At 70.0% G+C, this 26,730-nt stretch carries 29 protein-coding genes; 6 read left to right on the top strand and 23 right to left on the bottom strand.

The genetic code is table 11. The features are described 5' to 3' along the window. Position 1 precedes the first annotated feature (1 nt). Both VI238_RS04055 and VI238_RS04050 read right to left on the bottom strand, forming a co-directional pair. Positions 2-961, bottom strand: a complete 960-nt coding sequence (locus VI238_RS04055) for an SOS response-associated peptidase family protein (RefSeq protein ID WP_331648717.1) — start codon at positions 959-961, stop codon at positions 2-4. A 59-nt stretch (positions 962-1,020) separates the two neighbouring features. Continuing rightward, positions 1,021-1,371: a hypothetical protein gene (locus tag VI238_RS04050; protein ID WP_331648715.1), complete on the bottom strand. Its 351-nt coding sequence runs from the start codon at positions 1,369-1,371 to the stop codon at positions 1,021-1,023. A 6-nt stretch (positions 1,372-1,377) separates the two neighbouring features. Between VI238_RS04050 and VI238_RS04045 the strand changes: the two genes are divergently transcribed. After that, complete coding sequence (locus VI238_RS04045; RefSeq protein WP_331648713.1) at positions 1,378-1,734, top strand: DUF2188 domain-containing protein; 357 nt, start codon at positions 1,378-1,380, stop codon at positions 1,732-1,734. Between the two features lie 242 nt (positions 1,735-1,976). Then, positions 1,977-2,309, top strand: coding sequence for a hypothetical protein (locus VI238_RS04040; RefSeq protein WP_331648711.1), 333 nt, complete (start codon positions 1,977-1,979; stop codon positions 2,307-2,309). Here the strand turns inward: VI238_RS04040 and VI238_RS04035 are convergent. The 12 genes from VI238_RS04035 to VI238_RS03980 form a co-directional block, all read right to left on the bottom strand. After that, positions 2,306-2,671: a hypothetical protein gene (locus VI238_RS04035; RefSeq protein ID WP_331648709.1), complete on the bottom strand. Its 366-nt coding sequence runs from the start codon at positions 2,669-2,671 to the stop codon at positions 2,306-2,308. The genes VI238_RS04040 and VI238_RS04035 overlap by 4 nt on opposite strands. A 108-nt stretch (positions 2,672-2,779) precedes the next feature. Continuing rightward, positions 2,780-2,986, bottom strand: a complete 207-nt coding sequence (locus VI238_RS04030) for a hypothetical protein (protein ID WP_331648707.1) — start codon at positions 2,984-2,986, stop codon at positions 2,780-2,782. Positions 2,987-3,212: 226 nt separating this feature from the next. Then, positions 3,213-3,566, bottom strand: coding sequence for a hypothetical protein (locus tag VI238_RS04025; RefSeq protein WP_331648705.1), 354 nt, complete (start codon positions 3,564-3,566; stop codon positions 3,213-3,215). A 184-nt stretch (positions 3,567-3,750) separates the two neighbouring features. After that, on the bottom strand, positions 3,751-4,614 hold the full coding sequence (locus VI238_RS04020; RefSeq protein WP_331648703.1) for an alpha/beta fold hydrolase: 864 nt from the start codon (positions 4,612-4,614) through the stop codon (positions 3,751-3,753). Continuing rightward, positions 4,615-5,649, bottom strand: coding sequence for a PIG-L family deacetylase (locus tag VI238_RS04015; RefSeq protein ID WP_331648701.1), 1,035 nt, complete (start codon positions 5,647-5,649; stop codon positions 4,615-4,617). Between the two features lie 77 nt (positions 5,650-5,726). Next, positions 5,727-7,022, bottom strand: coding sequence for an argininosuccinate lyase (locus VI238_RS04010; protein ID WP_331648699.1), 1,296 nt, complete (start codon positions 7,020-7,022; stop codon positions 5,727-5,729). Beyond that, positions 7,019-8,362, bottom strand: a complete 1,344-nt coding sequence (gene proS, locus VI238_RS04005; RefSeq protein ID WP_331648693.1) for a proline--tRNA ligase — start codon at positions 8,360-8,362, stop codon at positions 7,019-7,021. The genes VI238_RS04010 and proS overlap by 4 nt, the downstream gene beginning before the upstream one ends. Positions 8,363-8,411: 49 nt before the next feature. Beyond that, the gene (argC, locus tag VI238_RS04000) at positions 8,412-9,368 is read right to left on the bottom strand and encodes an N-acetyl-gamma-glutamyl-phosphate reductase (protein WP_331648691.1); all 957 of its coding nucleotides are present in this window, start codon (positions 9,366-9,368) and stop codon (positions 8,412-8,414) included. 190 nt (positions 9,369-9,558) lie between these two features. Further along, the gene (locus VI238_RS03995) at positions 9,559-10,866 is read right to left on the bottom strand and encodes an acetylglutamate kinase (protein WP_331648688.1); all 1,308 of its coding nucleotides are present in this window, start codon (positions 10,864-10,866) and stop codon (positions 9,559-9,561) included. Positions 10,867-10,969: 103 nt separating this feature from the next. Beyond that, complete coding sequence (locus VI238_RS03990; protein WP_331648686.1) at positions 10,970-12,064, bottom strand: acetylornithine deacetylase; 1,095 nt, start codon at positions 12,062-12,064, stop codon at positions 10,970-10,972. After that, positions 12,061-13,290, bottom strand: a complete 1,230-nt coding sequence (locus tag VI238_RS03985; protein ID WP_331648683.1) for an argininosuccinate synthase — start codon at positions 13,288-13,290, stop codon at positions 12,061-12,063. Before VI238_RS03985 ends, VI238_RS03990 begins: the two co-directional genes overlap by 4 nt. A 74-nt stretch (positions 13,291-13,364) precedes the next feature. Further along, complete coding sequence (locus tag VI238_RS03980; protein WP_331648681.1) at positions 13,365-14,396, bottom strand: N-acetylornithine carbamoyltransferase; 1,032 nt, start codon at positions 14,394-14,396, stop codon at positions 13,365-13,367. Positions 14,397-14,475: 79 nt separating this feature from the next. Here VI238_RS03980 and VI238_RS03975 point away from each other — a divergent pair, with 79 nt between their 5' ends. Beyond that, complete coding sequence (locus VI238_RS03975) at positions 14,476-14,727, top strand: hypothetical protein (RefSeq protein WP_331648679.1); 252 nt, start codon at positions 14,476-14,478, stop codon at positions 14,725-14,727. Positions 14,728-14,800: 73 nt separating this feature from the next. Here VI238_RS03975 and VI238_RS03970 read toward each other — a convergent pair whose 3' ends face one another. Continuing rightward, on the bottom strand, positions 14,801-15,340 hold the full coding sequence (locus VI238_RS03970) for a glycine zipper 2TM domain-containing protein (RefSeq protein ID WP_331648677.1): 540 nt from the start codon (positions 15,338-15,340) through the stop codon (positions 14,801-14,803). A gap of 253 nt (positions 15,341-15,593) precedes the next feature. On the opposite strand from VI238_RS03970, the gene cysS reads away from it, so the two are divergent. The 3 genes from cysS (at position 15,594) to VI238_RS03955 (ending at position 19,441) form a co-directional block, all read left to right on the top strand. Then, positions 15,594-16,991 (top strand): cysteine--tRNA ligase, encoded by a 1,398-nt coding sequence (gene cysS, locus VI238_RS03965; RefSeq protein WP_331648675.1) that lies wholly within the window; start codon positions 15,594-15,596, stop codon positions 16,989-16,991. Beyond that, positions 16,975-17,415, top strand: a complete 441-nt coding sequence (locus VI238_RS03960; RefSeq protein WP_331648673.1) for a SufE family protein — start codon at positions 16,975-16,977, stop codon at positions 17,413-17,415. The genes cysS and VI238_RS03960 overlap by 17 nt, the downstream gene beginning before the upstream one ends. Positions 17,416-17,551: 136 nt before the next feature. Then, the gene (locus VI238_RS03955) at positions 17,552-19,441 is read left to right on the top strand and encodes a patatin-like phospholipase family protein (RefSeq protein WP_331648671.1); all 1,890 of its coding nucleotides are present in this window, start codon (positions 17,552-17,554) and stop codon (positions 19,439-19,441) included. A 24-nt stretch (positions 19,442-19,465) separates the two neighbouring features. On the opposite strand, the gene VI238_RS03950 is transcribed toward VI238_RS03955, so the two are convergent. The 8 genes from VI238_RS03950 to acpP form a co-directional block, all read right to left on the bottom strand. Next, entirely contained in the window at positions 19,466-20,386 is a 921-nt protein-coding gene (locus VI238_RS03950) for a 2-dehydropantoate 2-reductase (protein ID WP_331648669.1), read from the bottom strand. A 22-nt stretch (positions 20,387-20,408) separates the two neighbouring features. After that, positions 20,409-20,759 (bottom strand): PilZ domain-containing protein, encoded by a 351-nt coding sequence (locus VI238_RS03945; protein ID WP_331648731.1) that lies wholly within the window; start codon positions 20,757-20,759, stop codon positions 20,409-20,411. 119 nt (positions 20,760-20,878) lie between these two features. Further along, entirely contained in the window at positions 20,879-21,847 is a 969-nt protein-coding gene (holB, locus tag VI238_RS03940; RefSeq protein WP_331648667.1) for a DNA polymerase III subunit delta', read from the bottom strand. Further along, a complete protein-coding gene (gene tmk, locus VI238_RS03935; RefSeq protein ID WP_331648665.1) occupies positions 21,844-22,512 on the bottom strand; it encodes a dTMP kinase in 669 nt (222 codons plus the stop codon). The genes holB and tmk overlap by 4 nt, the downstream gene beginning before the upstream one ends. Further along, complete coding sequence (gene mltG / locus VI238_RS03930; RefSeq protein ID WP_414650025.1) at positions 22,509-23,576, bottom strand: endolytic transglycosylase MltG; 1,068 nt, start codon at positions 23,574-23,576, stop codon at positions 22,509-22,511. Before mltG ends, tmk begins: the two co-directional genes overlap by 4 nt. A gap of 55 nt (positions 23,577-23,631) precedes the next feature. Then, positions 23,632-24,975 carry an aminodeoxychorismate synthase component I gene (locus VI238_RS03925; RefSeq protein WP_331648661.1) on the bottom strand — a complete coding sequence of 448 codons (1,344 nt, stop codon included), beginning with the start codon at positions 24,973-24,975 and terminating at the stop codon, positions 23,632-23,634. A gap of 167 nt (positions 24,976-25,142) precedes the next feature. Next, positions 25,143-26,378, bottom strand: a complete 1,236-nt coding sequence (gene fabF, locus VI238_RS03920; protein ID WP_331648659.1) for a beta-ketoacyl-ACP synthase II — start codon at positions 26,376-26,378, stop codon at positions 25,143-25,145. Between the two features lie 120 nt (positions 26,379-26,498). Further along, on the bottom strand, positions 26,499-26,729 hold the full coding sequence (acpP, locus tag VI238_RS03915) for an acyl carrier protein (RefSeq protein WP_331648657.1): 231 nt from the start codon (positions 26,727-26,729) through the stop codon (positions 26,499-26,501). Between the last annotated feature and the right edge of the window lies 1 nt (position 26,730).

Raw genomic sequence — 26,730 nt, 5'->3', positions numbered from 1 at the left:
CCTACGCGGCGAGACGATGCTCGTAGTACGGTCGCGCGCGGTCGTCGAGGATCGCATAGGCGCCCGCGAGGTCGCGCGGGTCCGCGCGCAGCCAGGCGTCGACGTTTCCGGGCTTGATCGGGATGATGCAACGATCGTGGCCCGCCGCGGCCACCTCCGGCGGCGGCTCGTCGGTGATCGCAGCGAACGACAGCAGCGTTCCGCCCTCGCCCTCCCACTTCGACCACAGGCACGCGACGAGCATGTCCTGCGTCGGCCGCGGACGGAACTCGAGCACGACGTTCTCGTCCTTTTCGCCGGGCGCGAGTTCGCGGTGCTCCATCGCATGCCGGCTCACGTTCTCGAAGAATGCATTCGCGACCATGATGCCGTGCGTGCGACCGAACAGGTTCTTCCAGAAATTCCCTTCGAGATTGTCCCTGCGCGCGTTGTACGTACCCGGGAACTTCGTGTCGTAGAACGCGGGCGCGCCGGCGGGTCGGCACTGGTAGCGCATCGGCTTGACGACGCGGCGGCCGTCCTCCCACACCATCACGGGCGCATACCAGCCGGGGAAGATGCGCGAGTCCTCGTCGACCGGCTCGACGCGGCGCAGCGCCGCGAGCTTGCCGAGCGCCCAATCGATCTTCGACGTCGCGATGCGACGGTCCTCCAATGCCTTCTTCGTCGTCTTCGACTGCAGCGTGCGCTCGGCGTCCGCGAGACGTTTGCGCTGCGCGAACAGTTCCTGCGTGAGCCGCGTTTCCTGCTCGGCGTCGAAGCGGTCGATCAACGCCTTGATGCGCCGTTCCGCGTCGTTGGCGGGCTCGGCGAACGACGCGTCCATCGCTTTCGCGATGCGCACTTTCGGATCCTGCGAACGCAGAAAGTAGAGTTCGACGAACTGTTCGATCGAGATGTCCGCGCCCCACGCACGCACGTAGCGCCGGTAGCTTTGCCAGATCTGGGCGGAATAGCACATCGGAGTCGTCGCGCATCCGGGGGAGTCCAGCATAGCGTGGCGGCCTGAACCGGCGATGGTCAGCGTGCGCGCGACCACCGCCCGGGGTGCCCGGGTGGCAGGTCCTGCCAGTCGACCGTCATCGCGTGACGCAGGCGCATTTCCCAGTCGGCGACGAGATCGGCACGCACCGCGAGCGGCGCGCGCGAGAGCGCGCGCCGCATCCGCTCGGACACCTGCGCGCATGCGCGCCAGACGGGTCGCGCGACGCGCTTGACGCGTTCGGCCTCGCGAACCGCAGCGCTTCTCTCCTTGCCCGTCGCGCAGTACGCGCGCACGACGTCGCAGACCGCGTCCCATTCGGCCTTCGTCAGCGTGACCGTCTCGGCGCCCGCGGCGAAGTGCGCCTTGATGTCAGCGATCGTGTGCATGCGGCGATGATCGTCGCGACCGTCTCAGGTGTCGCGACGATGAACGCCTCGCGCCGACGTCGGCGCGGATTCAGACGGCGCCTGCTGTCCTGCGCTCACCAGCACGAGCGGAGACCGGCCGTGATCCATCGATACGTGATGCACCTGGTGCACAGGAACGCCGACGGGCGCTGGCACCTGCAGGCGAAGGGCCGGACGATCGGCGCCTTCGACACCAAGGCCGAGGCGGAAGCCGCGGGAACGAAACGGGGCCGCGAGCTCCAGGAAGTCGGCCAGGATGCGCAGCTCGTGGTGCATCGCGCGGATGGCTCGATCGAGCACGAGTACACCTACGGCCATGATCCGGAGCGGTTCGCGGGCTGAACGCTCGCGGGCGTCGAGCGCCCGGCGCGACGGTACGCATGCCGTGCCGCGCCCGGGGCAATTGTCATGGGACGTGGTCATCCACGCGGCGTAAGGTGGATTGCTGCAACCTCTCCTGCCCAGGTGCGAAGCGACGGGGCGCCCCGATCACGGGCTTCGTCGCGCCATGAGCTACGCCCGCTCGTTCCCCGGTAGATGCCTTCCCATCCCGCCTCGATCGCGCGGGTCATCGGACCTCTGCCATGCACATCCCTACCGCGCTCGGCGACGCGTGGATCGTCGTCGCCACGATCGAACTCGAAGAGCGCGCGGCGCGGCCGCCGCCCATGCGCGCGGACACGAACGAGTTCCGTTTCGTCGCGTGTCCGATCTCGCCGCGCGGCTACGTCTGGCTCGACGTGTATGCGGACTTCTCGCTCGGCGCCGCGCATGCGGCGCGAAACGCGCGCGCCGCACTGGAGGAGCTCGCCGCGAGCAACCTCGCCGGCTTCAGGGTCGTCGCGGGGGCGCAGTACCTCGAACCCGGCGACCGCATGGCGACGGAACCGCGCCGCCTTTCCACCGGAGGCGGCTAGCGTGCGAGCCGCCGTGCATTGGAGCGCGCCTTGCGCAGGTACGGCGCGACGGCCTTCGCGGACAGATCCGCCGTCGACGCGCGCATGAACGCGGCCATGCTCGCCGTGCCCGGCATCCACCCTCGCGCAAACAGCGCCGCGAGTTCGATCTGCGCGCGCACGGCGGATGCGGCGATCGCGAACATCGCCTCGGTCGTCGCGCCGACCTTCTCGGTGAGCATGCGCCGCGCTTCGCGGGCGTTCGCCTTCTGGTCGCGCTGCTGCGTCGCACGCAAGGTGCGTTGCGCGACGACGACGGGAACGAGAAAGGCGAGCTCGGCGATGTCCGCGACAGCGCGCGCGTGCGTCGTTCGTCTTGGCATGACCACCCCCTGTGCAATGTCGTCGAATGGATGCGCGCGCCCGGCTGCGCTTCATGCCGCTCGCCGTCGCGCGGCGCGAGGGAGGCCGTGACCTCCCCCGCGCAGCCGTCAGTGGTCCTTGCGCTCGTCGCCGCGCGGCTCCTGCGTGTCGCGCTCGTTTCCGTCCGCGTCCATGCCGCCGTTGCGCCCGCCTTCCTGGTCCTGGCGCTGCGTCTGGCGCTGGTTCTCGTCCTTGTAGCCGGGCGCGTCGCGGCGAGTGTCGCGCTCGGCGTCGGTGTCGCGGGTACGGCCCTGATCGTTCTGATTCTGGTTCATCGTGTATCTCCGTTCGAAGCCCGCGCAATCGCTAGGCACCTGCAGGATGCGGCGCGAGCGCGGGACTCGCACTGAACACCGCCCGGTGAACGACAGCGCAGGTTCACGCGCGCCGCCAGGCATGCGATGGACCTGCCATCGCGGAACACGGTGGCCGCGTTCGCGCGCACGAAAAAAAACCCGGCTTGCGCCGGGTTCGTTTCATGCGTGCGTGCGCGCCGGCGCGTCAGCGCTTGCGATCGCCGATACGGCTCTTCGTCTGCGGTCCGGGCGACGGTTGCGGATCGAGGTTGTTGAGCAGCGCGCGCAGGTCGACGGACACGGTGGAACCGTTGCCCGCGATGTCGAGCGCGCCCATCGTGCGCTTGCTCAACGCCGCGCGATCGAGGAACACCTCGCGATCCGGCTGCGGCGGGCGCGTCGTGCTGCAGAGGTTGCGCTTGAGCCGCAACAGACTCGTGCCGGGGCGCTGCCACGGATGGCCGGGCTGCAAGCGCTCGACCATGACGCTGTCCAGCTTGACGACGACGGTGTCGTCGAGCACTTCGGCGCAGCGTCCGATGCCGATGTCGTAGGTCATGGATGGATTACCTCCGGAACGAAGTGGCGCGGATCGCGATCGACCCGGCGGGCGCACGGTGCACCGCAAAAGCGCACGGGCAGTAAGGTGACCCCGTATTATGCCGCAGATCCGGGTAATTTTCCGTTATCGGGTGGCTGAATAATCGATGTTGATGTAGCAGGAATATATCGTAACTATATGTTTATGTTTGATTTTCGATAATGGCTTGCGCGACCTTTCGTGGCGAATTCAGCCACGAGAAATGGTCCGCAGCAACGCCACCCAGGTCGCTCCGGCCAAGGAGAATCGTCTCCTGCGGCGCAGCAGGAAGCTTGCGGAGGAGCCACTCCAGCGACGCCGCGGGGCCGAGCCAGTCGTCCGCGAAGCGCAACGCGATCACGGGCGACGTGATGCGGGCGAGGCAGGCCTCGAGGTCCGCGCCGATCCCTGCTGCCGCGTAGCGGCCCGTCCGGCCGCTGCGCGACCAGTCCGCCATCACGCCGCGCGCTTCGCGCCCACCGAAGCCGAGCGAGCGTCCCGGGAAGTACCCGCGCGTCGCCGCGATCGCTGGAACCGCCGCGTAGAAGGCACGGATCAGCCACGCGTGCCCGAAGCAACGCCAGTAGGGCGAACCGCTCGCGACGAGCACGAGGCCGGCGACACCCGTCGGCGCGAGCGCGAGCGTGAGCGCCGCGAGCTGGCCGCCCAGGCTGTGGCCGCCGATGCGGAGCCGCGCCGTCGCGTGTCGTTCGCGCACGGCCGCGAGGCTCGCGGGAATGTCGGCGAGCAACAGGGCGCGATAGCCCCAGTCGGCCGTGCGTCCCGCGCGGACGCTGCTCGACCCCGCGCCGCGCCATTCGTGCAGCGCAACGGCGACACCGTGCGAAGCCAGTGCGCGCGCGAACGGCAGGTAGTTGCGGGCGGCGACGCCCAGCGCCGGCAGCCAGAGCATGATCTCGCGCGCGGACACCACCGGTTCGACGAGCATGAGTTCCGCGCGAGCGCCGTCGGCCGCGACGACCGGCACGATCGATTCGCGCAGGTCCTGCACATCCGCAGCCGACACTCAGCCGAGTCCCGCGGCGACGCGCGCATCGATGGGCCGGGGCGCGCTGCCGGCCATCGCGTCGACGTCGCGCCATGGGGTGCGGTCGAACACGACCACGCGTGCGCCGCTGCGATGCCATTTGGTCCAGGCGACGCTCGTGCGCAGCCCCGGCGGCAACGCGATCTCGATCGCGTCGGCGCCGACGCGCGCATGCAACGCGCAGTCTCCCGCCTCGAGCGCGAGCATGCGCGTGCCCCGCGGCACGCGCGCACGGATGCGCAGCGTGCGCTCGCCGCTCGCGAGCACGAGCAGGAAATCGTGTGCGCGCCAATGCGTCGCGCGGGGCCGCTGCACGTAAAGGCACTCGTGCTCGCGCGCGGCCGGCGCATCGATCGGCACGAAGCATTCCATGCGCGCCGCCAGCGCGAGCAGGCGCCCGCGACTCAGGGAAAGCTGGCTCACGTAGGCTTCCATCGCGGCGCGCTTGCGCGCCTGGCGCGCCGGGTCCGGCGGCAACGCGATGCCCCCGCCCTCGCCGTGCGCGTGGATCAGGTAGGTCAGTCGCTGGCACGGCCGCGCGCGACGCAGCAGCGCGAGTTCCAGCATCACGTGCAGCGCGCTGTGATCGGGATGGCGATCGTGGAGGCTCGGCATGACCACGTGGGTCGGGCCGAACGCATCGAGTTCGGCCCGCAGCGCTGCGACGGACGCGTCTTCGCGCATGAGCGCGTCGGTGAGTCCCTGGTCGGGCCAGCCGAGGCGGCGCACGTCGATCGCGCGGTCGGATGCGAGCGCGGCAAGCGCGACCGCGGCCTCCTGGCGCCTACGCTGCGCCCAACGCTCGCGCGCCGTTCCGTCGAGGCGCCAGCGCTTCTCGATCCAGCGCTGCGGCCACGGGTTGTTGTCGCCGTCGGTCGCATAGAGCACGCGCACGGTCGCGCCCGCGGCAAGCGCTGCCTGGACGAGCTCGCCGGCGGCGAGCGTCTCGTCGTCCGGATGCGGCGCGACGACGAGCAGGCGATCCTGCACGGAAAGCGGCAAGGTTGCCGGCATCGACCTTCATTCCTTTGTTGTGGCCCGGGCGTCGGGTTGGCCCAGGACAGCCTATCGCATCGCTCGCGCCGCGTGCATCAGGGCGCGAGCTCAGCAAGGCGTGCATTCAGCTCGGCGAGGCGCAGATCCGCGGCCGCGCCCGCGGACACGCGCGCGGCGAGACTCTGCTCGGGCGTGCGCCCCTGCCCCGCCTCGTCGGCGGCGGCGGCCGCGCGACGATACGCTTCGCGGAACGGCACGCCGGCCGCGGCCTGCTCGATCGCGACGTCGGTGGAGTACATCGACGGCTCGATCGCGGCCCGCATCGCGGGCGCATGCCATTGCATGCGGGCGACGAGGTCCGGCAGCAGCGCGAGCGCTCCGAGGCCGTGATGGAAACCGTGGACGATCGCGCCCTTCGAGAATTGCAGGTCGCGCTGGTACCCCGAGGGGAGCGACAACAGCTGCTCGACCTCGGTGCGCGCGGCCGCGGCGCATGCATAGCTCGCGCGCATGAGCTCGACCACGTCCGGATTGCGCTTGTTCGGCATGATCGAACTGCCGGTCGTGTACTCGGCGGGCAGGCGCACGAAGTCGAACTCGGCGGTCGTGAACAGCGACAGGTCCCAGGCGAACCGGCGCAGGTCGAGCAGCGCGCTCGCCAGCGCGTCGAGCGCGCCGATCTCGAACTTGCCGCGCGAGAGCTGCGCGTAGACCGGATTGAGCTGCATTCGGGCGAAGCCGAGCGCACGCGTGGTGTGCGCGCGATCGAGCGGCAGGTTGACGCCGTAGCCGGCCGCGGTGCCGAGCGGGTTCGCATCGATCCACGCGAGCGTGTCGCGCGCGCGGCGCGCATCGTCGATGAACGCTTCGGCGAAACCGGCGTACCACAGCGCGGTCGAGGACACGACCGCGCGCTGCAGGTGCGTGTAGCCGGGCAGCGGCAGCGCCTCGCCCGCAGCGCGGTCGAGGCAGGCGCGCGCGGCGTCGACGCAATGCGCGAACAGTTCGCGGAGCTTCGCCTTCAGCCACAGCCGCGTCGCGACGAGGATCTGGTCGTTGCGGCTGCGCCCGGTGTGCACCTTGCGCCCGGCGTCGCCGAGCCGCTCGACGAGGCGCGCCTCGATCGCCGAATGGCCGTCCTCGTAGCGCGCATCGAGCACGAACCGGCCGCTGCCGAAATCCGCGGCGAGCTGGTCGAGCTCGCGCACGAGCGCGGCGGCCTCGTCCGGTGTCACGATGCCGATGCGTTCGAGCCCGCCCACGTGCGCCTTGCTCGCCTCGATGTCGCAGGGCAGGAACTCGCGATCGAGCACGACGTCGTCGCCAGCGAGGAAGCGCATGATGCGCTCGTCGGTGCGCGTGCCGGCCTTGTTCCAGAGCAGGTCGCTCATGCGGTCATCCTCCCTGGGCGTGCATCGGCGAGCCGCGCGACCGCGTGATCCGGCGCGAGTTCGAAACGTTCGCCGCTTGCGCGGTGCTTGAGTTCGACCGTGCCCGCGGCGAGCCCTCGCGGGCCGACGATGAGCTGCCACGGCAGGCCGATCAGGTCCATGTTCGCGAACTTCGCGCCCACACGAGCATCGGTGTCGTCCCACAGCACGTCGACGCCGTGCGCTTCGAGGCGCGCGACGAGCTGCGCGCAAACAGCCGCCGTCTGCGCGTCGCCCGCCTTCGCGTCGACGACGCCGACGTCGAACGGTGCGACCGGCTCGGGCCAGGCGATGCCCGCGTCGTCGTGGCAGGCTTCGATGATCGCGCCTACGAGGCGCGACACGCCGATGCCGTACGAGCCGCCGTGCAGCAGGCGCGCGCTGCCGTCCGGCATCGCCACCTGCGCGCGCATCGGCTGCGAATACTTGGTGCCGAAGTAGAAGACCTGGCCGACTTCGATGCCGCGCGTGTGCAGGCGCCGCGGCTCCGGCACCTCGGCCTCGTAGCGCGCGGGGTCGTGCACGTCCGATGTCGCCGCGTACGGCGACGTCCAGGCGCGGACCACCGGCTCGAGGTCGCCCCCGTAATCGACGTCGGCAGCGGGCACGGCGAGGTCGAGCACGGCGCGGTCGCAGTACACCTCGGACTCGCCGGTGTCGGCGAGCACGATGAACTCGTGCGAAAGGTCGCCGCCGATCGGCCCGGTCTCCGCGCGCATCGGGATCGCCTTCACGCCGAGGCGCGCAAACGTGCGCAGGTAGGCGACGAACATGCGCTGGTACGAGCGGCGCGCGCCGGCCTCGTCGAGGTCGAACGAGTAGCCGTCCTTCATGAGGAACTCGCGCCCGCGCATGACGCCGAAGCGCGGGCGCTGCTCGTCGCGGAACTTCCACTGGATCTGGTACAGGTTGCGCGGCAGCTCGCGCCACGAGTTCACGCCCGCACGCACGATCGCGGTGACCATCTCCTCGTTGGTCGGGCCGTACAGCAGCTCGCGCTCGTGCCGATCGCGGATGCGCAGCATCTCCGGGCCGTAGGCGTCGTAGCGGCCGCTCTCGCGCCAGAGGTCGGCGAGCTGCAGCGTCGGCATGAGCAGCTCGATCGCGCCGGCGCGGTCGAGTTCCTCGCGCACGATGCGCTCGATGCGCTGGAGCACGCGCAGGCCGAGCGGCAGCCACGCGTAGATGCCGGCCGCCTCCTGGCGAACCAGGCCGGCGCGCAGCATGAGCCGGTGCGACGCGATCTGCGCCTCGGCAGGGTTGTCCTTCAGGGTCGGCAGGAAGTAGCGGGAAAGGCGCATGGTGTACTCCGTGAGGTGGACGATCGGCGGGCGTGGTGCGCTTCGCGCGTCACGGTCGCGGGATCGCGGTCCACTCGTCGAAGCCCAGCGCGAGGTTGACGTTCTGCAACGCCTGCGTCGCCGCGCCCTTGAGCAGGTTGTCGAGCGTCGCGACGACGACGACGCGCTTGCCACCGGGCGCGAGCGCGAACGCGCCGATCTCGGCATGATGCTTGCCCGCGATCGCGCTCACCCACGGCGCCTCGTCGACGATGCGCACGAGCGGCTCGGCCTCGTAGAACGAAGCGTAGCGCGCCTTGATCGCCTCGCGCGTCGACGCGTGCGCGAGCCAGAGGTTCACCGTCATCGTGATGCCGCGGAAATGCGCCGCGACGTGCGGCATGAATTCGACCGGCACGCCGAGGTGGCGCGTCACTTCGCGCTCGTGCACGTGGTCGGTCAGCGCATACGGCATGAGATTGTCGTGCAGCTTGGCCGGATCGTTCCTGTCGGACGGCGTCGTGCCCGCGCCGGAGTAGCCGGACACGCCGAAGCACGCGGGCGGCGCGGCAAGCGCGTCCTTGAGCGGCGCGACTGCGAGCTGCATCGCGGTCGCGTAGCAGCCGGGGTTGCTGATGCGGCGTTGGCCCGCATACGCGCCGCGCGTGAGTTCGGGCAGTCCGTAGTACCAGCGCTCGTCGAAACGATGGTCGGCGGAAAGATCGACCACGACGGTGTCGGGCCTCGCCGCATCGATCGCGCCGACGAGTTCGCCCGACTTGCCGTTCGGCAGCGCGAGCACGACCGCGTCGACGCCTTTCGCGGCGACCTCCCCGTGCGCAAGGTTCTCGTAGCGCAGCGCCGCGTCGTACCCGGCGACATGATCGCGCACCGGCTGCCCCGCGAGTTCGCGCGACGACACGAACGCGAGTTCGAGGCCCGGATGCGCCGCGACGAGCCGGATCAGCTCGGCCCCCGTGTGGCCGCGCGCGCCGACGATACCGATGGTCTTTTTCGCAGTCGTCATGCTTCAACCCAAAGCCGAAAAGCTTGAACCACGAAGGACACGAAGGACACGAAGTAAAGCATCCGGCAAGTGCATTCGACGAACCGTATCGCGACGTCTTTCCGTTCTTGCATTCATTTTTGCTCTTCCTTCGTGTCCTTCGTGTCCTTCGTGTCCTTCGTGTTTCAGTCTTTTTTGCCCTTGCCCTGCTTCAATCGACCAGCGTCGGCGCGCGTTCGCGGCAATGCTCGACGCAGCGTTCGATCGCGTCCAAGCCGTCGATGCCGTACCAGAACACCTTCCAGTGCTCGAGCTTGATGCAGCCGTCGCTTTCGGCGAAGTAGAACGGGTTGACCGCATTGCCGCGGCGCGAGCGCCAGAACAGCCGCGGAGTCTCTTCGCGCATGACCTGCCACACCGCGCGCCCGAGGCCCTCGCCCTGCGCCTCGTCGAGCACGGCGAACTTGTCGAGATAGGCCTGCCCGCCCTCCTCGGTGAGGATCACCGCCGCGCGGTAGTTCTCGCTGACGTAGGCACGCAGGAGCCGCGTGCGCTCGAAGTAGTCGGGCAGCAGGCGGCGACCGAACGCGGATTCGACCAGCCGCGTGAGGCGCGCGCGATCGAGGTCGTCCCAGTTCGTCACCCGCAGTACGCGTTCGCCGCGTCGTACGAGCGTGCCCGAGCCCTTGTGCGTGAACAGTTCCTTGGCGAGCTCGGCAGGCCGCGTGATCGACACCGACGACGACAACGGCAGGCCGTCGAGCAGGTCCTTGATCTGTTCGAGCTTCACGCACATGCCGCCGTTGATCCACGGCTGCGCGAGCAGGTGCTCGTACTCGGTCGAGAGGTTGATCGAATCGATGAGCCGGCCCTGTTCGTCGAGCAGGCCACCGGTGCCGGTGAGGAACACGATCTTGTACGGCTGCAGCACCTGGACGAGTTCGTTCGCGGCGAAGTCGGCATTGACGTTGACGATCTGCCCCTCGCGCGTCTCGGCGAGCGAGGCGATCACCGGGATCGAGCCGACCTTGATCGCCGCCTCGATGCCGTCGGTGTCGATGCGCACGACCTTGCCGACGAGACCGTAGACCTCGCGGTCGAGGAACTCCGCCTCGAACACGCCCGACTGGATCGACGTCGCGCGCACGCCCTGCGCCTGCAACGCCTCGACCAGGCGCAGGTTCTCCTGCCGCATGACCTGGCGCACGACCGCGAGCACGGCGGCGTCGGTCACGCGCAGGTTGTCGACCGTGCGCTTCTCGATGCCGGCCTCGCGCATGCGCTCGTCGAGCTGCGGGCCCGCGCCGTGCACGACGATCGGCGTGAGGCCGACCTGCTGCAGGAACGCGAGCGACGACACCAGCGCGTCGAGCTCGTCGCGCAGGATCGCGCCACCGACCTTGACCACGGCGAAGCGCGCCGCGTCGAGCTGCGAGAAGCGCTTGAGGTACTGCTGGATCTCCTTGGTGCTGGCCATGCTGGACAGCAAGCGGACGATCGTCGTGCGCATGTCGGTCATCGTCAGCGCTCGCTCAGCGAACGCATGCCGGAAGAGTCCCCCGATCGTGCGCGCGGACGCTCGCGAGGTCGATGGCCGAGGATCGGTTCGAAGCGTTCATGCTTCAGCACTCCAGCAGGCGTTGATAGGTGGTTGCCGCGGTGGCGAGCTGGTCGAGCGCGACCCATTCGTCGGCCGCGTGGGCCTGGGCGATGTCGCCCGGCCCGTAGACGATCGCGGTGAGACCCGCGGCCGAGAACAGCGAGGCTTCGGTCCAGAAGTCGACCGCGTTGCCGATCGGCATCTCGAGCGCATCGGCGAGATCGCGCGCCTCGAGTCGGCGGCGCTCGGCGTCGGCGACGTCGCCGGCCGGCAGCGACGGGCCGCGGAACGTCTCCTCGTAGCGCTCGATCGAGCCGGCCTCGACGAGCGCGGCGAAGCGCTCGTGCAGCGCGTCGATCGACATCGAGGGCAACGGCCGGAAGCCGAAGCGCAGCTCCGCCGAAGGCGCGACCATGTTCGCCTTGATGCCGCCCTCGATGCGGCCGATGTTGAAGCGCAGGCCGGTGAGGCCGCCGAAGCGCGCGTGCGCCTGCGCCTCGACGAGATCCAGCGCAGCGTCGCCCCAACGCACGGCCTGGTGCAGCGCGCTCGCCTGCAGCGCCTGCGCGGCCGACGCGTGGCCGGCGACGCCGCGGAACTTCATCCGCACCGAGCTGATGCCCCGATGCGCGAGCACGGCTTCGCAGCGCGTCGGCTCGGCGACGATCGCTTCGGCGAAGCCGTGGTCGCGGGCGAGGAACGCGGCGATGCAGCGCGCGTCGTTCGCTTCCTCGTCGGTCGTGAACAGCAGTGCGGCATCGCCGCGCGTGTCCGCGGCGGCGGCGAGCAGGCACGCGGCCGCGCCCTTGATGTCGCAGGCACCGAGGCCGATCGCGCACTCGCCGTTCACGCGCAGGCGGTGCGGATCGGCGCTCCAGGCGGGCGAGTCGGGCACGGTGTCCATGTGCACGTTGAACACGCGCCGCGGCGCGCCGCGCACGGCGAGCATCGACACCGCGCCGGCGCCGTGATCGGCCACGTCGACGCGGAAGCCGGGCAATTGCGCGCGCAGGTAGTCGAACAGCCCCCCGGCGTCGATCGCGCGCGGTGGATTGCGCGTGTCGAATCCGACCAGCGCGTCGAGATGGACGAGCGTTCGGTCGAGCAGCGTGCTCACGGCCGGTTGACCTGCGCCCACAGCGTCGAGCTCATGCCGAACAGCTTGATGAAGCCCTCCGCTTCGGCGACGCCCCAGTCGGCGGACTGCGCATACGTGGCGCCCTTCGCGTTGAGGATGTGCGTCGACTGCACCGCGACCGCATGCACGCTGCCGCCGTTCGTCTCCAGCGTGACGAGCCCGGTGACCTGGCGCTGCGAGCTCTTCAGGAACGCCTCGAGATCGGCCTTGAGCGGGTCGTGGAAGAAGCCCTCGTAAACGAGTTCGACCCACTTGCGCGCGACCTCGGGCTTGAAGCGGTTCTGCTGCTTGGTCAGCACCGCTTCCTCGAGCGCGCGGTGCGCGACGAGCAACGCGGTGAGGCCGGGCGCCTCGTACACGATGCGCCCCTTGAGCCCGATCGTCGTGTCGCCGGTGTAGATGCCACGGCCGACGCCGTAGTGCGCGAACGCGCGATTGAGTTCGCCGAGCAGCACCGGTCCCGGCAAGGTCTGGTCGTCGACGAGCACGGCTTCGCCGTCCTCGAAGCCGATCGTCACCCGCATCGGCTGCGGCGGCCATTCGCCGCGCGGCTTGCACCAGCCGCGCGCGCCTTCGCCGGGCGCCTCCCAGCGGTCGATCTCCCCGCCGGACATCGTCACGCCGAGCAGGTTCTCATTGATCGTGTAGTGCTTCTGCTTCGCGCGCACGGCGAAGCCGCGCTCTTCGAGATACGCCTGCTCGTACGCACGCGTCTGCGTGTGTTCCTTCTGGATCTCGCGGATCGGTGCGACGATCTCATAGTCGCCGAGCGCCTTCACCGCGAGATCGAAACGCACCTGGTCGTTGCCCATACCGGTGCAGCCGTGCGCGATCGCGCGCGTGCCGAGTTCGTGCGCACGCTTGATCGCGGCGTCGACGATGAGATAGCGATCCGAGACGAGCAGCGGATACTGGCCCTGGTAGCCTTCGCCGGCCCATACGAACGGCTTGACGAAACCGTTCCAGATGGCCGGACCGCCGTCGACGGTCACGTGCGACGCGACGCCGAGCTCGCGCGCGCGCTGCTCGATGTAGTCACGCTCGTCGACGTCGACGCCGCCGGTGTCGGCGAACACGGTGTGTACGGCCCACCCGCGCTCCTTGAGCCACGGCACGCAGAAGCTCGTGTCGAGGCCACCGCTGAACGCGAGGACGATGTTCTTGCCGAAGGGCCGTGGGCCGAGGGCTGGAGGCTGCGAAGGCATGGTCGATTCCTGGGGTGGTGTTGGCAATGCGCGTGCGACGCGGGTGCGCGAAAAAGGCTTCCGGCCCGCGGGCCTCAGCCCTCGGCGCTTCGCTCGTCGCGAGCGACGAGGGCGGCCATCACCGCCTTCTGCACGTGCAGGCGGTTCTCGGCTTCGTCGATCGCGATGCACGCGGTCGAATCCATTACCGCATCGGTCGCCTTCACGTTGCGGCGCAACGGCAGGCAATGGCTGAACACGCCGCCGTCGGTGAGGGCCATCTTGCGTTCGTCGACGATGAAGTGCTTGTGCGCATCGCGGATCGGCTTCTCGTCGGCCCAGCGACCGAAGTACGGCAGCGCTCCCCAGCTCTTCGCGTAGACGACGTGCGCGCCCCGATAGGCGAGATCCGGATCGTGGCACACGTTGAAGGAGCCACCGTTCTCCTCCGCGTTGGCGCGCGCGAAGTCCATGTAGCGCGTGTCGAGGAGGTAATCGGGGGTCGGGCACAGCAGGGTCACGTCCATGCCGTAGCGCGTGGCGATCTGCAGCGCGGAGTTCGCGACCGCGGTATTCAGCGGCCGCGGATGCCAGGTCCAGGTCAGCACGTACTTCCTGCCACGGAGGTCCGACGTACCGAAGTGCTGCTGCAGCGCGAGGATGTGGGCGAGTTCCTGCATCGGGTGCGTGATCGTTTCCATGTTGATCACGGGCACGGTCGCATACCTCGCGAACGCGCGGATCACGCGATCCTCGCGATCGACCGACCAGTCCTGGAACTTCGGGAACGCGCGTACGCCGTTGAGATCGACGTAGCGCGACAGCACGCGCGCGACCTCGGCGACGTGCTCCTCGGCCTCGCCATCCATGACCGTGCCGACGTCGAACTCGATCGGCCACGCATCCTTGCCGGGCGCGAGCACGATCGCATGGCCGCCGAGCTGGAACGCACCCAGCTCGAAGCTCGTGCGCGTGCGCATCGACGGGTTGAAGAACAGCAGCGCGATCGACTTGCCGGCGAGCTCACGCCCCGCCTTCGTGCGCTTGAACGCGGCCGCCTGCGCAAGCAACGCGTCGAGGTCGGCACGCGACCAGTCCTGGGTACTCAAGAAATGGCGAGTTGTCATCGGAGCCTGCCGTTGGTTGAAAAGTCCGGCCCGGTACGGCCGGTTTGTCCTTCGCGCGGAGCCAGCCGCGCTCAGGGACGTGGACGAAACGCAGAAGGCGGAAACAAAAAAACCCGGCGCAGGGGCCGGGTTTTTCGTCGATTCGTGTGAAGAACGCGCGACAGGCTACCCGGCGGGATGGCTCGGTTCCGGTCGACGCGCGCGCGAGGTCATCCCGGCGGCCATGCGGGCGCTGGTGACGATCTGCGGCTGGGCGGCGATTCGGGACATCGTGCTCACGGCGTTCAACGGGTCGGCGGACCTTAGCGGCAAACCTGATGCGACGCAATAAGCCCGCTGCGAAAAAGCCCAGCGCGGAACGAAAAAGGCCGGAAAACCCCGGCCTCATTCGTGCCTGCGCGGCCCTACTCGGCCGGCGCGACGCTCACGCGCACGCGCAGGCGATCACCCGGATCGTAGTTGAGGCGCGACATGTAGACGTCGCCGCGGTACCGGTACTGCACGTCGTAGGCGACGATGCGGCTCTCGCGCGCGCCGTCGTCGACGACCCGGCAGTGGCGCTCGACGCCGTCGACGTAACGGCCGTCCCCGCGCGCGACATTGTTGCCGACTGCGCCGCCGACGACCGCGCCCGCGACCGTGGCCGCGCGGCGACCGTCGCCCTTGCCGACCGTGCTACCGAGCACACCGCCGACGATCGCACCGAGCACGGTGCCCGCGGCGCGGTTGCCGTCGTCGACGCGGCGCTCGACCGGAACCTCGTCACAGACCTCGTGGGGATCGCTGACGCGCACCTGGTCGTAGATCGGGTCGACCCGCAGCACGTCGGCCCACGCGACTTTGACGTTGTCCGCCGAGCCCGGTTCATCCGACGCGTAGCCACGGTCCTGCGCGCCGACCTGGGTTCCCGCCAGGAGCAACGCTGCCGCCACCATCAATTTCATCTCGCCTCCACTGAAGTCCCTGCGTACGCCGATCGCTCGCCGGCTCCATTCCGGTACGCAGCCGTTCATCCTTGGCCGCCATTACAGCAAGACATCGCTGAACCCAGCCCTAAGCCTTTCCGCCACCGGGAAAAAACGGCTCGGCGTCGCGAACGCCCCCGCACAGCCGGCCGCGCGCGGCCGCGCACGGGCACGGCGCCGGCCGGCCGCGCCGGCGCTGGTATCATTCAGGGTCCACGAAAGGCCCCGACCGATGCCGCTCCGACTCCACAACAGCCTGACCCGCCGGACCGAAGAGTTCGTCCCCGCCGATCCCGCGCGCGTGACGATGTACCTGTGCGGGCCGACCGTCTACAACTACGTTCACATCGGCAATGCGCGTGGCCCGGTCGTGTTCGACGTGCTGACCCGGCTGCTGCGGCGCCACTATCCGCGGCTCGTGTTCGCGCGCAACATCACCGACGTCGACGACAAGATCAATGCTGCGGCGCAGGAGCACGGCGTCCCGATTGCCGCGATCACGGACAAGTACACCGCGATCTACCGCGAGGACATGGGCCGGCTCGGTGTCGTGCCTCCGGACGTCGAACCGCACGCGACCGCGCACATCGCGCAGATCGTCGCGATGATCGAGCAGCTCATCGCGGGTGGCCATGCCTACGCGGCCGAGGGCCACGTGCTGTTTTCGGTCGCGAGCTACGCCGACTACGGCAAGCTGTCGCGCCGCCCGCTCGACGAGATGATCGCGGGCGCACGCATCGACGTCGCGCCGTACAAGCGCGAGCCGGGCGACTTCGTGCTGTGGAAGCCGTCGAACCCGCAACAACCCGGCTGGGAATCGCCTTGGGGCGTCGGCCGGCCAGGCTGGCACATCGAGTGCTCGGCGATGGCCGCGGCGCACCTGGGAGAGACGATCGACATCCACGCCGGCGGCAACGACCTCATGTTCCCGCATCACGAGAACGAGGTCGCGCAGAGCACGTGCGCGCACGGCGGCAAGGTGTTCGCCCGCTACTGGGTGCACAACGGCATGCTCGACTTCGGCGGCGCGAAGATGTCGAAATCGCTCGGCAACGTGTGCGTGCTGCACGAACTCCTCGACCGGTATCCGCCCGAGGCGCTGCGCTACGCGCTGCTGAGCGCGCACTACCGCCAGCCGCTCGACTGGTCGGATGCGCTCGTCGAGCAGAGCATCCGCACGCTCGACCGCCTCTACGGCACGCTGCGTGGTCTCGCCGACGTCGACGCGCGCGCCGACCACGTGCCGGCCGAGATCGAAGCCGCGCTGTGCGACGACCTCAACACGCCCGAGGCCCTCGCGGTGATCGCGCGCCTCGCCGGCGAGGCGCGCGCGGCGGAGTCGCCCGATGCGCGACGGGCCGCGAAGTCGGCGCTGCTGTCTGCCGCGAGCCTGCTCGGAATCCTGCAGCAGGATCCGGAGGCCTGGTTCAAGCGGGCCGCCGGCGGCCCTGCGCTCGACGAAGCCGAGATCCAGCGGCTCGTCGATCTGCGCGTGGCGGAGAAGAAGGCGCGCAACTTCGCCGAAGCCGACCGCATCCGAGAGCAGTTGCTCGCGATGGGCGTCGTCGTCGAGGACACCGCGCAGGGACCGCGCTGGAAGGTGGCGAAGGGCGATGAACGCGCAGCCTGAGCCCGCGGAAGCGAGCGCCGAACAGGCGCAGGCGGCGATCGCCGAGGAGTTCGCGTTCTTCGGCGACTGGACCGAACGCTATCAGTACCTGATCGACCTCGGGCGCACGTTGCCGCCGTTCCCGGACGAGCTCAAGCGGGACGAGTTCAAGGTGAGCGGTTGCCAGTCGCAGGTGTGGCTCGTGCCGGCCGGCGGTGCGCAGCGGCTCGATTTCCGCGCGATCAGCGATTCCTCGATCGTGTCCGGCCTGATCGCGCTGCTGCTGCGCGTGTATTCGGGCCGGTCGGCCGCCGAGATCCTCGCCACCGAGCCCCGCTTCATCGAAGCGATCGGCCTCGCCCGCCACCTCTCGCCGACACGCACGAACGGCCTCGCGTCGATGCTGGCGAAGGTCAAGCAGTACGCGCTCGAAGCCTCGGCGTAATCGGCGCGTTCGCCCGGCGTGATCCGCCCGATGCGCTGCGGCCCGCCCGCCGCGCCGGCGACACGCCCGGTCGCCGTCGTCGCGCGGCGGCGCCGGGCCCACTGCTAAGCTTGGCCCATCACGCAGGGGCTCCGCGATGGACAAGAAGGCCGTACTCTCCGCCAGTCCGCTGTTCCGCGACATCGCGCCCGATGCGCTCGAGGCGATCGCGGCGCGCTTCGACATCGAGGAACTGCGCGGAGGCCGCATGCTGTTCCGCGAAGGCGACCTGCCGGACTATCTCTACGTCGTCGCCACGGGTCGGTTGCAGGCACAGCAGGCCGACGGCACGGTCATCGGCGAGATCGGGCGCGGCCAGCCGGTCGGCGAGATGGCTTTGCTGTCGGGCGAGACGCGCGGCGCCGACGTGGTCGCGCTGCGCGACTCGTTGCTGTTGCGGATCAACCGGATGGCCCTGCTCGACATCGTTTCCCGGCATCCGTCCGCGCTGCTCGCGCTGTGCGGGACGATCGCGCGACGCAGCCGGCGCCCCGCGCGGCGCGCACGCCTCGACGCGGCGCGCGGCAACCGCACGGTCGCGGTGATCCGCGCGCAAGCGGGCGTCCGGCTCGCACCGCTCGTCGAGCGCCTCGTCGGCGGCATGCGCAAGACGGGCAAGGTCGTGCGCTGCATCGGGGCGGCCGACGTCGACAAGCAGTTCGGCGACGGCGCCGCGCAGACGGCCTTCGGCGACGGCGATCGCCACCGCATCATCAGCGCCTGGCTCGAGCGGCGCGAACTCGCCGGCGGCCATCTCGTGCTCTGGAGCGACGCGACCGGCGAGCAGTGGACCGAGCGCTGCCTGCGCCAGTCCGATCGCGTCATCGTCGTGGTCCAGGGCGACGGCGGGCAGCCGGGCGTCGCCCTGGCTCGCACCCTGCGCCAGCATGCGCCACGCACCCCGGTCGACCTGCTGGTCCTGCGCCCCGACGGATCCCCCGCGGGCGACATCCTCGAATGGCGCGTCCTGTTCGGCGCGCGCTCGCACTACTTCGCGCGACCGGATGCGCAGGCGGACCACGACGCGGTCGCGCGCCAGCTGACCGGCCACGGCCTCGGCGTCGTGTTCGGCGGCGGCGGCGCGCGCGGGTTCGCTCACATCGGCCTCGTGCGCGCGATGGAGGATCTGGGCATCACGGCCGACCTCGTCGGCGGCACGAGCATGGGCGCGTTCTTCGCCGCCCTGCACGCGACCGGCGCCAGCAGCCGCGACATGCTCGCGATCGGCCGCGCGACGTTCGTCGACAGGAACTACCTCAACGACTACGTCTGGCCGAGCGTATCGCTCATCCGCGGCCGCAAGTTCCTCAAGCGCCTGCGCAGCGTGTTCGGCGATGTCCGCATCGAGGACCTGCGCGTACCGTACTTCTGCATCACGAGCAACCTCACGCGCGGCCGCCAGGAAGTCCACGACAGCGGCTCGCTCGCGGTCTGGGTCGGCACGAGCATGTGCGTGCCCGGCATCGCGCCCCCGGTCGCGTGGAACGGCTGCCTGCTCGTCGACGGTGCGGTCGCGAATTGCCTGCCGATCGACGTCATGCATGCGCTCGGCCGCGGACCGATCATCGCTTCGGACGTCGCGGCCGGAGGCGGCCTCGACGCGCCCGGCATCGTCGGCCCCGATCCCGAGGCGCTGCTGCACCGGCGCACCAATCCGTCGCGCGTGTCCCTGTTCGGCCTGCTCGTCAGCGGCTTCACGCCGACGCGCGATACCGGCCCGGGTTCTCGGGAGGAACTCGCCGACCTGCACCTGCGCATGCCGGTGCAGGGCGTGCGGATGTTCGGCTGGCGGGAAGTCCAGTCGCTCGTCGACCGCAGCTACGAGTACGCGATGGCCGCGCTCAAGGGCTACCTCGGCGAGCGGCAGCGCAACGACCGCGCGCGCGCGGATCGTCGCGAAGGCGCCCCGCTGCGTACGCGCGCCTCGGCGGCAACGGCCGTCCCGGCCGACCCTGCGCCGACCGCCCTGTCGCGCTCGTCGCGCTGAATCGCGACCGCCCTCGCACCGGCCTCAGTGCGCCGGGCGCGCCGCGAGCGCGGACTCGTACACGCGCAGGTGCGCCAGCGCCGCGATCAGCAGCGGCACGTCGAGCTCGAGCGCGTGCGCGCGCTGGCGCAGGTCGCCGAGGATGTGTTCGCATTCGGTTCGAGCGCCGCGTTCGAGGTCGCGCAACATCGACGCCTTGAGCGGCGAGCCCCGCGCGGTCAGGATCGACTGCGCCGATGCGATCGACGCCGGCGTCGGCGCATGTCCGCTCGCGGCGGCGACCGCGCAGCATTCGCCGTGCAGGCGCGCCACCAGCGCGGCGCCGTCCACGACCGCGACGATGTCGCCGACGGAACCGCGCATGAGGCACGTCGCGCCGGCGAGCGTGGCGATGAACGCGAACTTGTCCCACATCGCAGCGAGGATGTCCGCGCTCTCGACGACCGCGTCGCCGAGCGCGCGCAGCGTCGATGCGACGTCCGCGCGCACCGCCGCGCCGCGGCGATCGCCGAACGTGAGCCGTTCGAGTGCGCCGAACTGGCGGATCGCACCGTCCGGCTCCAGCGTGACCGAAATGTGGCACAGGCCGCCGAGCACGCGGTCGGCGCCGAACGCCGCGTCGAGGGCGTCCAGGTGGGCGATGCCGTTGAGCAGCGGCAGCACGAGCGTCGACGGCCCGACCGCCGGACGCAGTGCGTCGATCGCGGCACCGAGGTCGTAGGCCTTGGTCGACACGATGACGAGGTCGTAGGCGCGATCGATGCGTTCGAGCGCACGCACCGGTCGCGTGAAGTCGCCACGCGACGCATGCACGCGCAAGCCCTCGCGCGCGAGCTGCCGCGCGCGCGCGGCACGCACGAGAAACGACACGTCGGCACCCGTTTCGATCAGGCGCGCGCCGTAGTAACCGCCGATCGCGCCGGCACCGAGGATGAGGATGCGCATCGCCGCGATCCGCCGCGGACGCTCACATCGTGTGCGTCGGGCGTTCCTGCCCCATGATGCCGGCGAGGATCGATTCGATCTTCGTGCGCGCGGCTTCGCCGTCGGTGGATTCGTTGAACTGCACGCCGATGCCGGCCATGCGGTTGCCCTGCGCGCCGGCCGGCGTGATCCAGACGACCTTGCCGGCGACCGGCAGGCGGTCCTTCTCGTCCATCAGGGAGAGCAGGATGAAGACTTCGTCGCCGAGGCTGTAGCGCTTCGTCGTCGGCACGAACAGGCCGCCGCCGCGCACGAACGGCATGTACGCGTTGAACAGCGCGCCCTTGTCCTTGATCGCGAGCGACAGGATGCCCTGTCGCGGCGCTCCGCCCATTGCCGGCGTTGCCATTCAGCCACCCCTTCGATCGTGCGTGTCCGCGACCCTCGCCGCGGACGCCATTCCATCCGGCGTCCCGCCGGCGACCCGCGTGGCGCGCCCGGCGCCTCGCCGCATCATGCCCGCTCGTCGTCCGGCGACCAACCGCGCAGCAGCTCGAGCAGCACCAGATCGATGCGTACCGTCGTCGCCAGCAGGCCGCGCGCCTGGTTGGCGCGTCCGAACCATGCGGCTAGCTTCGGGATTTCCTCGCGTGCGGTCAAGCCGAGCGCGCCAGCGCCACCGCGGGCGATCGCCAGCGCCTCGTCCCGCGCGAGCACCGCGGCGAACCAGAGGCGCTCCTGCGGGCGGTCGCCCGCCCACGCCTCGGCGACGTCGGCGGGGCGGCGGCGGCCGCGGGCGAGCGCGGCGAGATCGTCGGCGCAGGCCTTGCGCAACGCCAGCATGTCGTCGGCGCTCCAACCGAGCGCGAGGCCCGGATTGCCGAGGCTCGCATCGAGCGCCGCGGCTGCGGCCGCCGCGTCGACGCGTTGCTCGCGCAGCCATGCGAGCGCTTCCGCTCGCGACGGCGCGCGCACGTCGATCCGCTGGCACCGGCTGCGGATCGTCGGCGGCAGGCGCGCCGGCTCGTCGGCGACGAGCAGCAGGATCGTCGCCCTCGCCGGTTCCTCGAGCGTCTTCAGCAGCGCGTTCGCCGCGCTCAGGTTGAGGCGGTCGGCCGGATCGACGAGGGCGAGCTGCAGCCCTCCGAACTGGCTCGCGAGCGCGAGGCGTCGCGACAGCGCGCGCATCTGGTCGATCGTGATCTCCGTGCGCGGCTTGCCGTCGTCGCGCAGCTCGAACGTGACACGGGTGAAATCGGGGTGGCTGCCCGCCGCGAACAGCAGGCAGCCCCGGCAGCGACCGCAGGCATGGCCGTCGTCGCCGCGCCGCTCGCACAGCGCGGCCGCGGCGAGCGCAGTCGCGAGCGCGCGCTTGCCGTAACCCGCGGGCGCGGCGAACAGCAGGCCGTGGTGCAGTCGCCCCTGCGCGAGCGCTGCGGCGAGCTGGCGCCACGGTTCGGCCAGCCATGGCTGCACGCTCACGCGATCACCCGCACGGCGGCGACGTAACGGTCGACCTCGGCGACGGCCGCGGCGCGCACGTCGTCGACGGGGCGACTCGCGTCGATGATGCGGAAACGCGCAGGATCGGCGGCCGCGCGCGCACGGTACGCGGCGCGCACACGCTCGAAAAAGGCATCCGGCTCGCTTTCGATGCGATCCAGTGCCGGCGTTGAATCGAACTGCGCCAGGGGAGGCAGCGCTCTCGCACGAACGCGCTCAAGGCCCTGCGCGACCGGCAGGTCGAGCAGCAGCGTGAGCCCGGGCACGACCGGCGCGGCCCAGCGCTCGAGTTCCGCGATCCGCTCGAGCGGCTGGCCACGGCCACCCCCCTGGTAGGCGTAGCTTGCATCGGTGTAGCGATCCGACAGCACCCAGCGGCCCGAGGCGAGCGCAGGCTGGATCAATTCGCGTACGAGTTGCGCGCGCGCGGCGAACATCAGCAGCAGCTCGCTCTCGGCGCACACGCCGCCGTGCGCGGGATCGAGCACGAGCTTGCGCACCGCCTCGCCGAACGGCGTGCCACCGGGCTCGCGCGTGACGACGACGTCGATGCCGTGGTGCTCGAGCCGCTCGCGCACCGCGGCGAGCACGGTGCTCTTGCCGGCGCCCTCGCCGCCTTCGAGTGTGACCAGTCGGCCGCTCATTGCGCGCGATGCAACTGGTACTTCTGCACGGCGCGATTGTGCGCGTCGAGCGTCGGCGAGAACTCGTGGCTGCCGTCGCCGCGCGCGACGAAGTAGAGCGCATCGCCGGGCGCCGGATGCAGCACCGCCTGCAGCGCGACGCTGCCGGGGAGCGCGATCGGCGTCGGCGGCAGGCCGTCGCGCGTGTAGGTGTTGTACGGCGTGTCGGTCTCCAGGTCGCTGCGGCGGATGTTGCCCGCATAGTTCTCGCCCATGCCGTAGATCACGGTCGGGTCGGTCTGCAGTCGCATGCCGAACCTGAGGCGACGCACGAACACCCCGGCGATCTGGGCGCGCTCGGCCGGTTGCGCGGTCTCCTTCTCGACGATCGAGGCCAGGATCAGCGCCTGGTACGGCGAGTCGAGCTTGACCTCGGCGGAGCGCTGCGGCCAGAGCTGCTCGAGCGTCTTCTTCATCGCCGCGTGGGCGCGCTCGAGCACGTCGACGTCGGCCTCGCCCTTCACGAAGGAGTAGGTTTCGGGCAGGAACCAGCCTTCGGGCCTGCCGTCGGCGATGCCGAGTCGACGCGCGATGTCCTCGTCGCTGCTGCCCGGCAGCGTCTGCTGCAGACCGGGCTCGTTGGCGAGCGCAAGGCGCAGCTGGCGGAAGGTCCAGCCGTCGACGATCGTGAAGCGATGCTGGACGACTTCGCCCGCTGCCATGCGACGCAACAGTTCGCGCGGCGTGATGCCGCGCGGCAACGCATACTCGCCCGCGTGCAGGCGGCCGGCGACGCCGAGTTCACGGCCGAGCGCGCGCCAATACACCATCGCTCGGACGTCGCGCCCGACGAGGCCGATGCGGCGCAGTTCCGCGACGATCTGCGGATAGTTCGCTCCGCGCGGCACGTCGACGGTCGCTGCGTCGCCGGCGACCGGCAACGCGGTGGCGGTGTAGCGCTGATAGTCGAACCACGCGGCGACGCCGCCGCCGACGAGGCCGACCAGCACGAGCGTGAGCAGCACGCGCAGGACCGCGCCACCGCGTTGGGCATCGCATCGTGCTCGAGGCGCCGAAGGAATCATCGCGGCAGCGTAACCGGATTCGCTGCGGGCTTGAAGCGGCAACCGCGCACCGGCGTCACGCTCCGAGCGCCCGCAGCAGGCCCCGCGCCTTCGCGCGCGTCTCCTCGAGCTCGCGCGACGCGTCGGAGTCGGCGACGATGCCCGCGCCGGCGCGGAACGCGATGTCGCGCCCCTGCAGGGTCAGCGTGCGGATGAGGATGTTGAGGTCGAGGTCGCCGCTGCGATCGAGGTAGCCGAGCGCGCCGGTGTAGGCACCGCGACCGACGCCCTCGAGCGCGGCGATGATCTGCATGCAGCGCACCTTGGGACAGCCCGTGATCGTGCCGCCCGGGAACACCGCCCGGATCGCCTCGCCCGGAGATACGCCGGCGCGCAGCTCGCCGCGCACGTTCGATACGATGTGATGGACGTGCGCGTAGCTTTCGATCGCCATGAGCTCGTCGACCTCGACGCTGCCCGGCACGCACACGCGGCCGAGATCGTTGCGTTCGAGGTCGATCAACATCACGTGCTCGGCGCGCTCCTTCGGATGGCCCGCGAGTTCGCGAATGCGCGCGGCGTCGTCGTCGCCGGGCGAGCGCGGTCGCGTGCCCGCGATCGGGCGCGTCTGCGCGCGTGTCCCGCGCGACTCGATCAGGCGTTCGGGCGAGGAACTCGCGACCGCCCAGTCGTCGCGCTGCAGCAGGCCCGCGAACGGCGCCGGATTCGCGCGCCGCAACGCGGCGTAGAGGTCGACCGGACGCGGCCTGCGCGCGCAGCGCGCGCGCCAGGCCCGCGACAGGTTGACCTGGAACACATCGCCTGCGCGCACGTGCTCGTGGACGCGGGCGACGCCGTCGAGGAATCGCCGCGGTTCGTCTTCTTCGATGAGGATCCTGCCGCACGCAAGCGCCTCGAACCGCGCATGCGCGTCGAGGTCGGCCTCCAGCGCGTCGAGCAATGCCTCGCGGCCGGCTTCCGCGACGAGCACGGTGCGCGCGCGTTCGTGGTCGACGACGATCGCCGCAGGGCAACGCAGCGCGAGCGCGGTCGGCATCGCGCCCTCGCTCGCCGGCAGGCGCAGGGTCGGCTCGATCTCGGCGGCGAGTTCGTACCCGAGGTAGAGCAGCCACCCGCCATGGAACGGCAGTTCGTCCGCGCCGCGCTCGACGCGCTCCGCGCGCCACGCAGCGTCGAGCGCAGCGAGGAAGCGCGTGCCGCATGCGACGCCGCGCTCGTCGCGCACGACGCCGTCGGCGAGGCGCAGCTCCCGCTGCGGAAACGCGAACAGGACGTCATGGCGCGCACGCGCGTTGCCGCGCGCCACGCTCTCGAGCAGGCCCGGATAACGCTGCGGATGCGCCGCGGAGAGCGCGAGCAGATCACGCGCGCCGGCGATTTCCCTGGCGACGTGGTTCATGGCTCTTCGGACATTGGTGCAGAAGCATGAGTTTGAAACACGAAGCACACAGAGCACACCGAGAAAGCAGAAGATGATGAATATGATTCTTCGTGTGCTCTGTGTGCTTCGTGTTTCAATCCTTGTGCTTGGCCAGCCCTGCGGCCCTTCGACGTCTCAGGCTCCACTCACGCGCGGCGGAAAACGAGCGTGCCGTTGGTGCCGCCGAAGCCGAACGAGTTCGACAACACGACGTCGAGCTTGGCGTCGCGCGCGGTGTTCGGCACGAAGTCGAGATCGCAGCCTTCGCCTGGATGGTCGAGGTTGATCGTCGGCGGCACGACGTTGTCGCGCAGCGCGAGGATCGAGAAGATCGCTTCGACGCCGCCTGCGGCGCCGAGCAGGTGGCCGGTCATCGATTTGGTCGAGCTGACCATGAGCTTCTTCGCTCGGTCGCCGAACACGCCCTTGATGCCGTGCACTTCGGCGACGTCGCCGGCCGGGGTCGAGGTACCGTGCGCGTTGATGTACTGGACGTCGTCGAGGGCGAGGCCCGCGTCCTTGATCGCCGCGACCATGCAGCGTCCGCCGCCCTCGCCGTTCTCGCTCGGCGCGGTCATGTGGTACGCGTCGCCGCTCATGCCGAAGCCGACCAGTTCGCAGTAGACGCGCGCACCGCGCTTCTTCGCGTGCTCGTACTCTTCGATCACGAGCACGCCGGCGCCGTCGGACAGCACGAAGCCGTCGCGATCCCGGTCCCACGGGCGGCTCGCCTTCTCGGGCTCGTCGTTGCGCGTGGACAGCGCGCGCGCGGAGCAGAAGCCGCCGATCGCGGTCCCGACGGTCGAGTATTCGGCGCCGCCCGCGATCATCACGTCGGCGTCGCCGTACTGGATCATGCGCATCGCGAGGCCGATGTTGTGCGTCGCCGTCGTGCATGCGGTCACGCAGGCTATGTTCGGCCCTTTCAGGCCGAGCATGATCGACAGGTTGCCCGAGGCCATGTTGATGATCGAACTCGGCACGAAGAACGGCGAAATCTTGCGCTGGCCGTGCTCGTGGTAGGTGATCGAGGTCTTTTCGATCGTCGCAATGCCGCCGATCCCCGCACCGACGGCGACGCCGATGCGCTCCTCGTCGTGCTCGTGAGGATGCAGGCCCGCGTCGGCGAGCGCCTGCACCGACGCCGCGATGCCGTAGTGGATGAACGGGTCCATCTTCTTGACGTCCTTCGCCGCGACGAACTGCGTCGGGTCGAAGTCGCGCACCTCGCCCGCGATGCGCGTCGGGAACGTCGATGCATCGAAATGGGTGATCGGACCGATGCCGCTCTTGCCGGCGGTGATGTTCGACCACGCGGTGGCGATGTCATTCCCGACGGGGCTGACGATGCCGAGACCGGTGACGACGACGCGACGCTTCATAGTTCACCTTTGCGATCGTCCCCGATCGCGCGAGCAAGATCGGCCGTCCTGGCCGCACTGTTCATAAAAAGCAAAACTGCGCCTCGTGGGCGCAGCTTCGCGGAACGCGATGGCGCGCGATCAGGCCTTGACGTGCGCCTTGACGTAGTCGATCGCCTGCTGGACGGTCGTGATCTTCTCGGCTTCCTCGTCCGGAATCTCGCACTCGAACTCTTCTTCCAGAGCCATCACCAGCTCGACCGTATCCAGCGAGTCGGCGCCGAGGTCGTCGACGAACGACGCGTTCGGGGTGACTTCGTCTTCCTTCACGCCGAGCTGCTCGACCACGATCTTCTTGACGCGCTCTTCGATA

It is taken from the genome of Dokdonella sp. (assembly GCF_036518555.1).
In the GTDB taxonomy this organism is placed as follows: Bacteria; Pseudomonadota; Gammaproteobacteria; order Xanthomonadales; family Rhodanobacteraceae; genus Dokdonella_A.
This window is presented reverse-complemented; position numbering and strand designations above follow the sequence as displayed.

What these genes read in the sequence shown, in the direction of transcription:
- mltG (WP_414650025.1), bottom strand. Translation starts at nt 23,576, where the DNA reads ATGATTCCTTCGGCGCCTCGAGCACGATGCGATGCCCAACGCGGTGGC.
- VI238_RS03955 (WP_331648671.1), top strand. Translation starts at nt 17,552, where the DNA reads ATGGACAAGAAGGCCGTACTCTCCGCCAGTCCGCTGTTCCGCGACATC.
- VI238_RS04030 (WP_331648707.1), bottom strand. Translation starts at nt 2,986, where the DNA reads ATGAACCAGAATCAGAACGATCAGGGCCGTACCCGCGACACCGACGCC.
- cysS (WP_331648675.1), top strand. Translation starts at nt 15,594, where the DNA reads ATGCCGCTCCGACTCCACAACAGCCTGACCCGCCGGACCGAAGAGTTC.
- VI238_RS03995 (WP_331648688.1), bottom strand. Translation starts at nt 10,866, where the DNA reads ATGACCGACATGCGCACGACGATCGTCCGCTTGCTGTCCAGCATGGCC.
- proS (WP_331648693.1), bottom strand. Translation starts at nt 8,362, where the DNA reads ATGCGCCTTTCCCGCTACTTCCTGCCGACCCTGAAGGACAACCCTGCC.
- VI238_RS04010 (WP_331648699.1), bottom strand. Translation starts at nt 7,022, where the DNA reads ATGAGCGACCTGCTCTGGAACAAGGCCGGCACGCGCACCGACGAGCGC.
- VI238_RS04055 (WP_331648717.1), bottom strand. Translation starts at nt 961, where the DNA reads ATGTGCTATTCCGCCCAGATCTGGCAAAGCTACCGGCGCTACGTGCGT.
- VI238_RS04015 (WP_331648701.1), bottom strand. Translation starts at nt 5,649, where the DNA reads ATGCCGGCAACCTTGCCGCTTTCCGTGCAGGATCGCCTGCTCGTCGTC.
- argC (WP_331648691.1), bottom strand. Translation starts at nt 9,368, where the DNA reads ATGACGACTGCGAAAAAGACCATCGGTATCGTCGGCGCGCGCGGCCAC.
- VI238_RS03945 (WP_331648731.1), bottom strand. Translation starts at nt 20,759, where the DNA reads ATGGGCGGAGCGCCGCGACAGGGCATCCTGTCGCTCGCGATCAAGGAC.
- VI238_RS03980 (WP_331648681.1), bottom strand. Translation starts at nt 14,396, where the DNA reads ATGACAACTCGCCATTTCTTGAGTACCCAGGACTGGTCGCGTGCCGAC.
- tmk (WP_331648665.1), bottom strand. Translation starts at nt 22,512, where the DNA reads ATGAGCGGCCGACTGGTCACACTCGAAGGCGGCGAGGGCGCCGGCAAG.
- VI238_RS04035 (WP_331648709.1), bottom strand. Translation starts at nt 2,671, where the DNA reads ATGCCAAGACGAACGACGCACGCGCGCGCTGTCGCGGACATCGCCGAG.
- VI238_RS04050 (WP_331648715.1), bottom strand. Translation starts at nt 1,371, where the DNA reads ATGCACACGATCGCTGACATCAAGGCGCACTTCGCCGCGGGCGCCGAG.
- VI238_RS03970 (WP_331648677.1), bottom strand. Translation starts at nt 15,340, where the DNA reads ATGAAATTGATGGTGGCGGCAGCGTTGCTCCTGGCGGGAACCCAGGTC.
- VI238_RS04025 (WP_331648705.1), bottom strand. Translation starts at nt 3,566, where the DNA reads ATGACCTACGACATCGGCATCGGACGCTGCGCCGAAGTGCTCGACGAC.
- VI238_RS03925 (WP_331648661.1), bottom strand. Translation starts at nt 24,975, where the DNA reads ATGAACCACGTCGCCAGGGAAATCGCCGGCGCGCGTGATCTGCTCGCG.
- fabF (WP_331648659.1), bottom strand. Translation starts at nt 26,378, where the DNA reads ATGAAGCGTCGCGTCGTCGTCACCGGTCTCGGCATCGTCAGCCCCGTC.
- VI238_RS03950 (WP_331648669.1), bottom strand. Translation starts at nt 20,386, where the DNA reads ATGCGCATCCTCATCCTCGGTGCCGGCGCGATCGGCGGTTACTACGGC.
- VI238_RS04040 (WP_331648711.1), top strand. Translation starts at nt 1,977, where the DNA reads ATGCACATCCCTACCGCGCTCGGCGACGCGTGGATCGTCGTCGCCACG.
- VI238_RS04045 (WP_331648713.1), top strand. Translation starts at nt 1,378, where the DNA reads ATGATCGTCGCGACCGTCTCAGGTGTCGCGACGATGAACGCCTCGCGC.
- VI238_RS03960 (WP_331648673.1), top strand. Translation starts at nt 16,975, where the DNA reads ATGAACGCGCAGCCTGAGCCCGCGGAAGCGAGCGCCGAACAGGCGCAG.
- VI238_RS03985 (WP_331648683.1), bottom strand. Translation starts at nt 13,290, where the DNA reads ATGCCTTCGCAGCCTCCAGCCCTCGGCCCACGGCCCTTCGGCAAGAAC.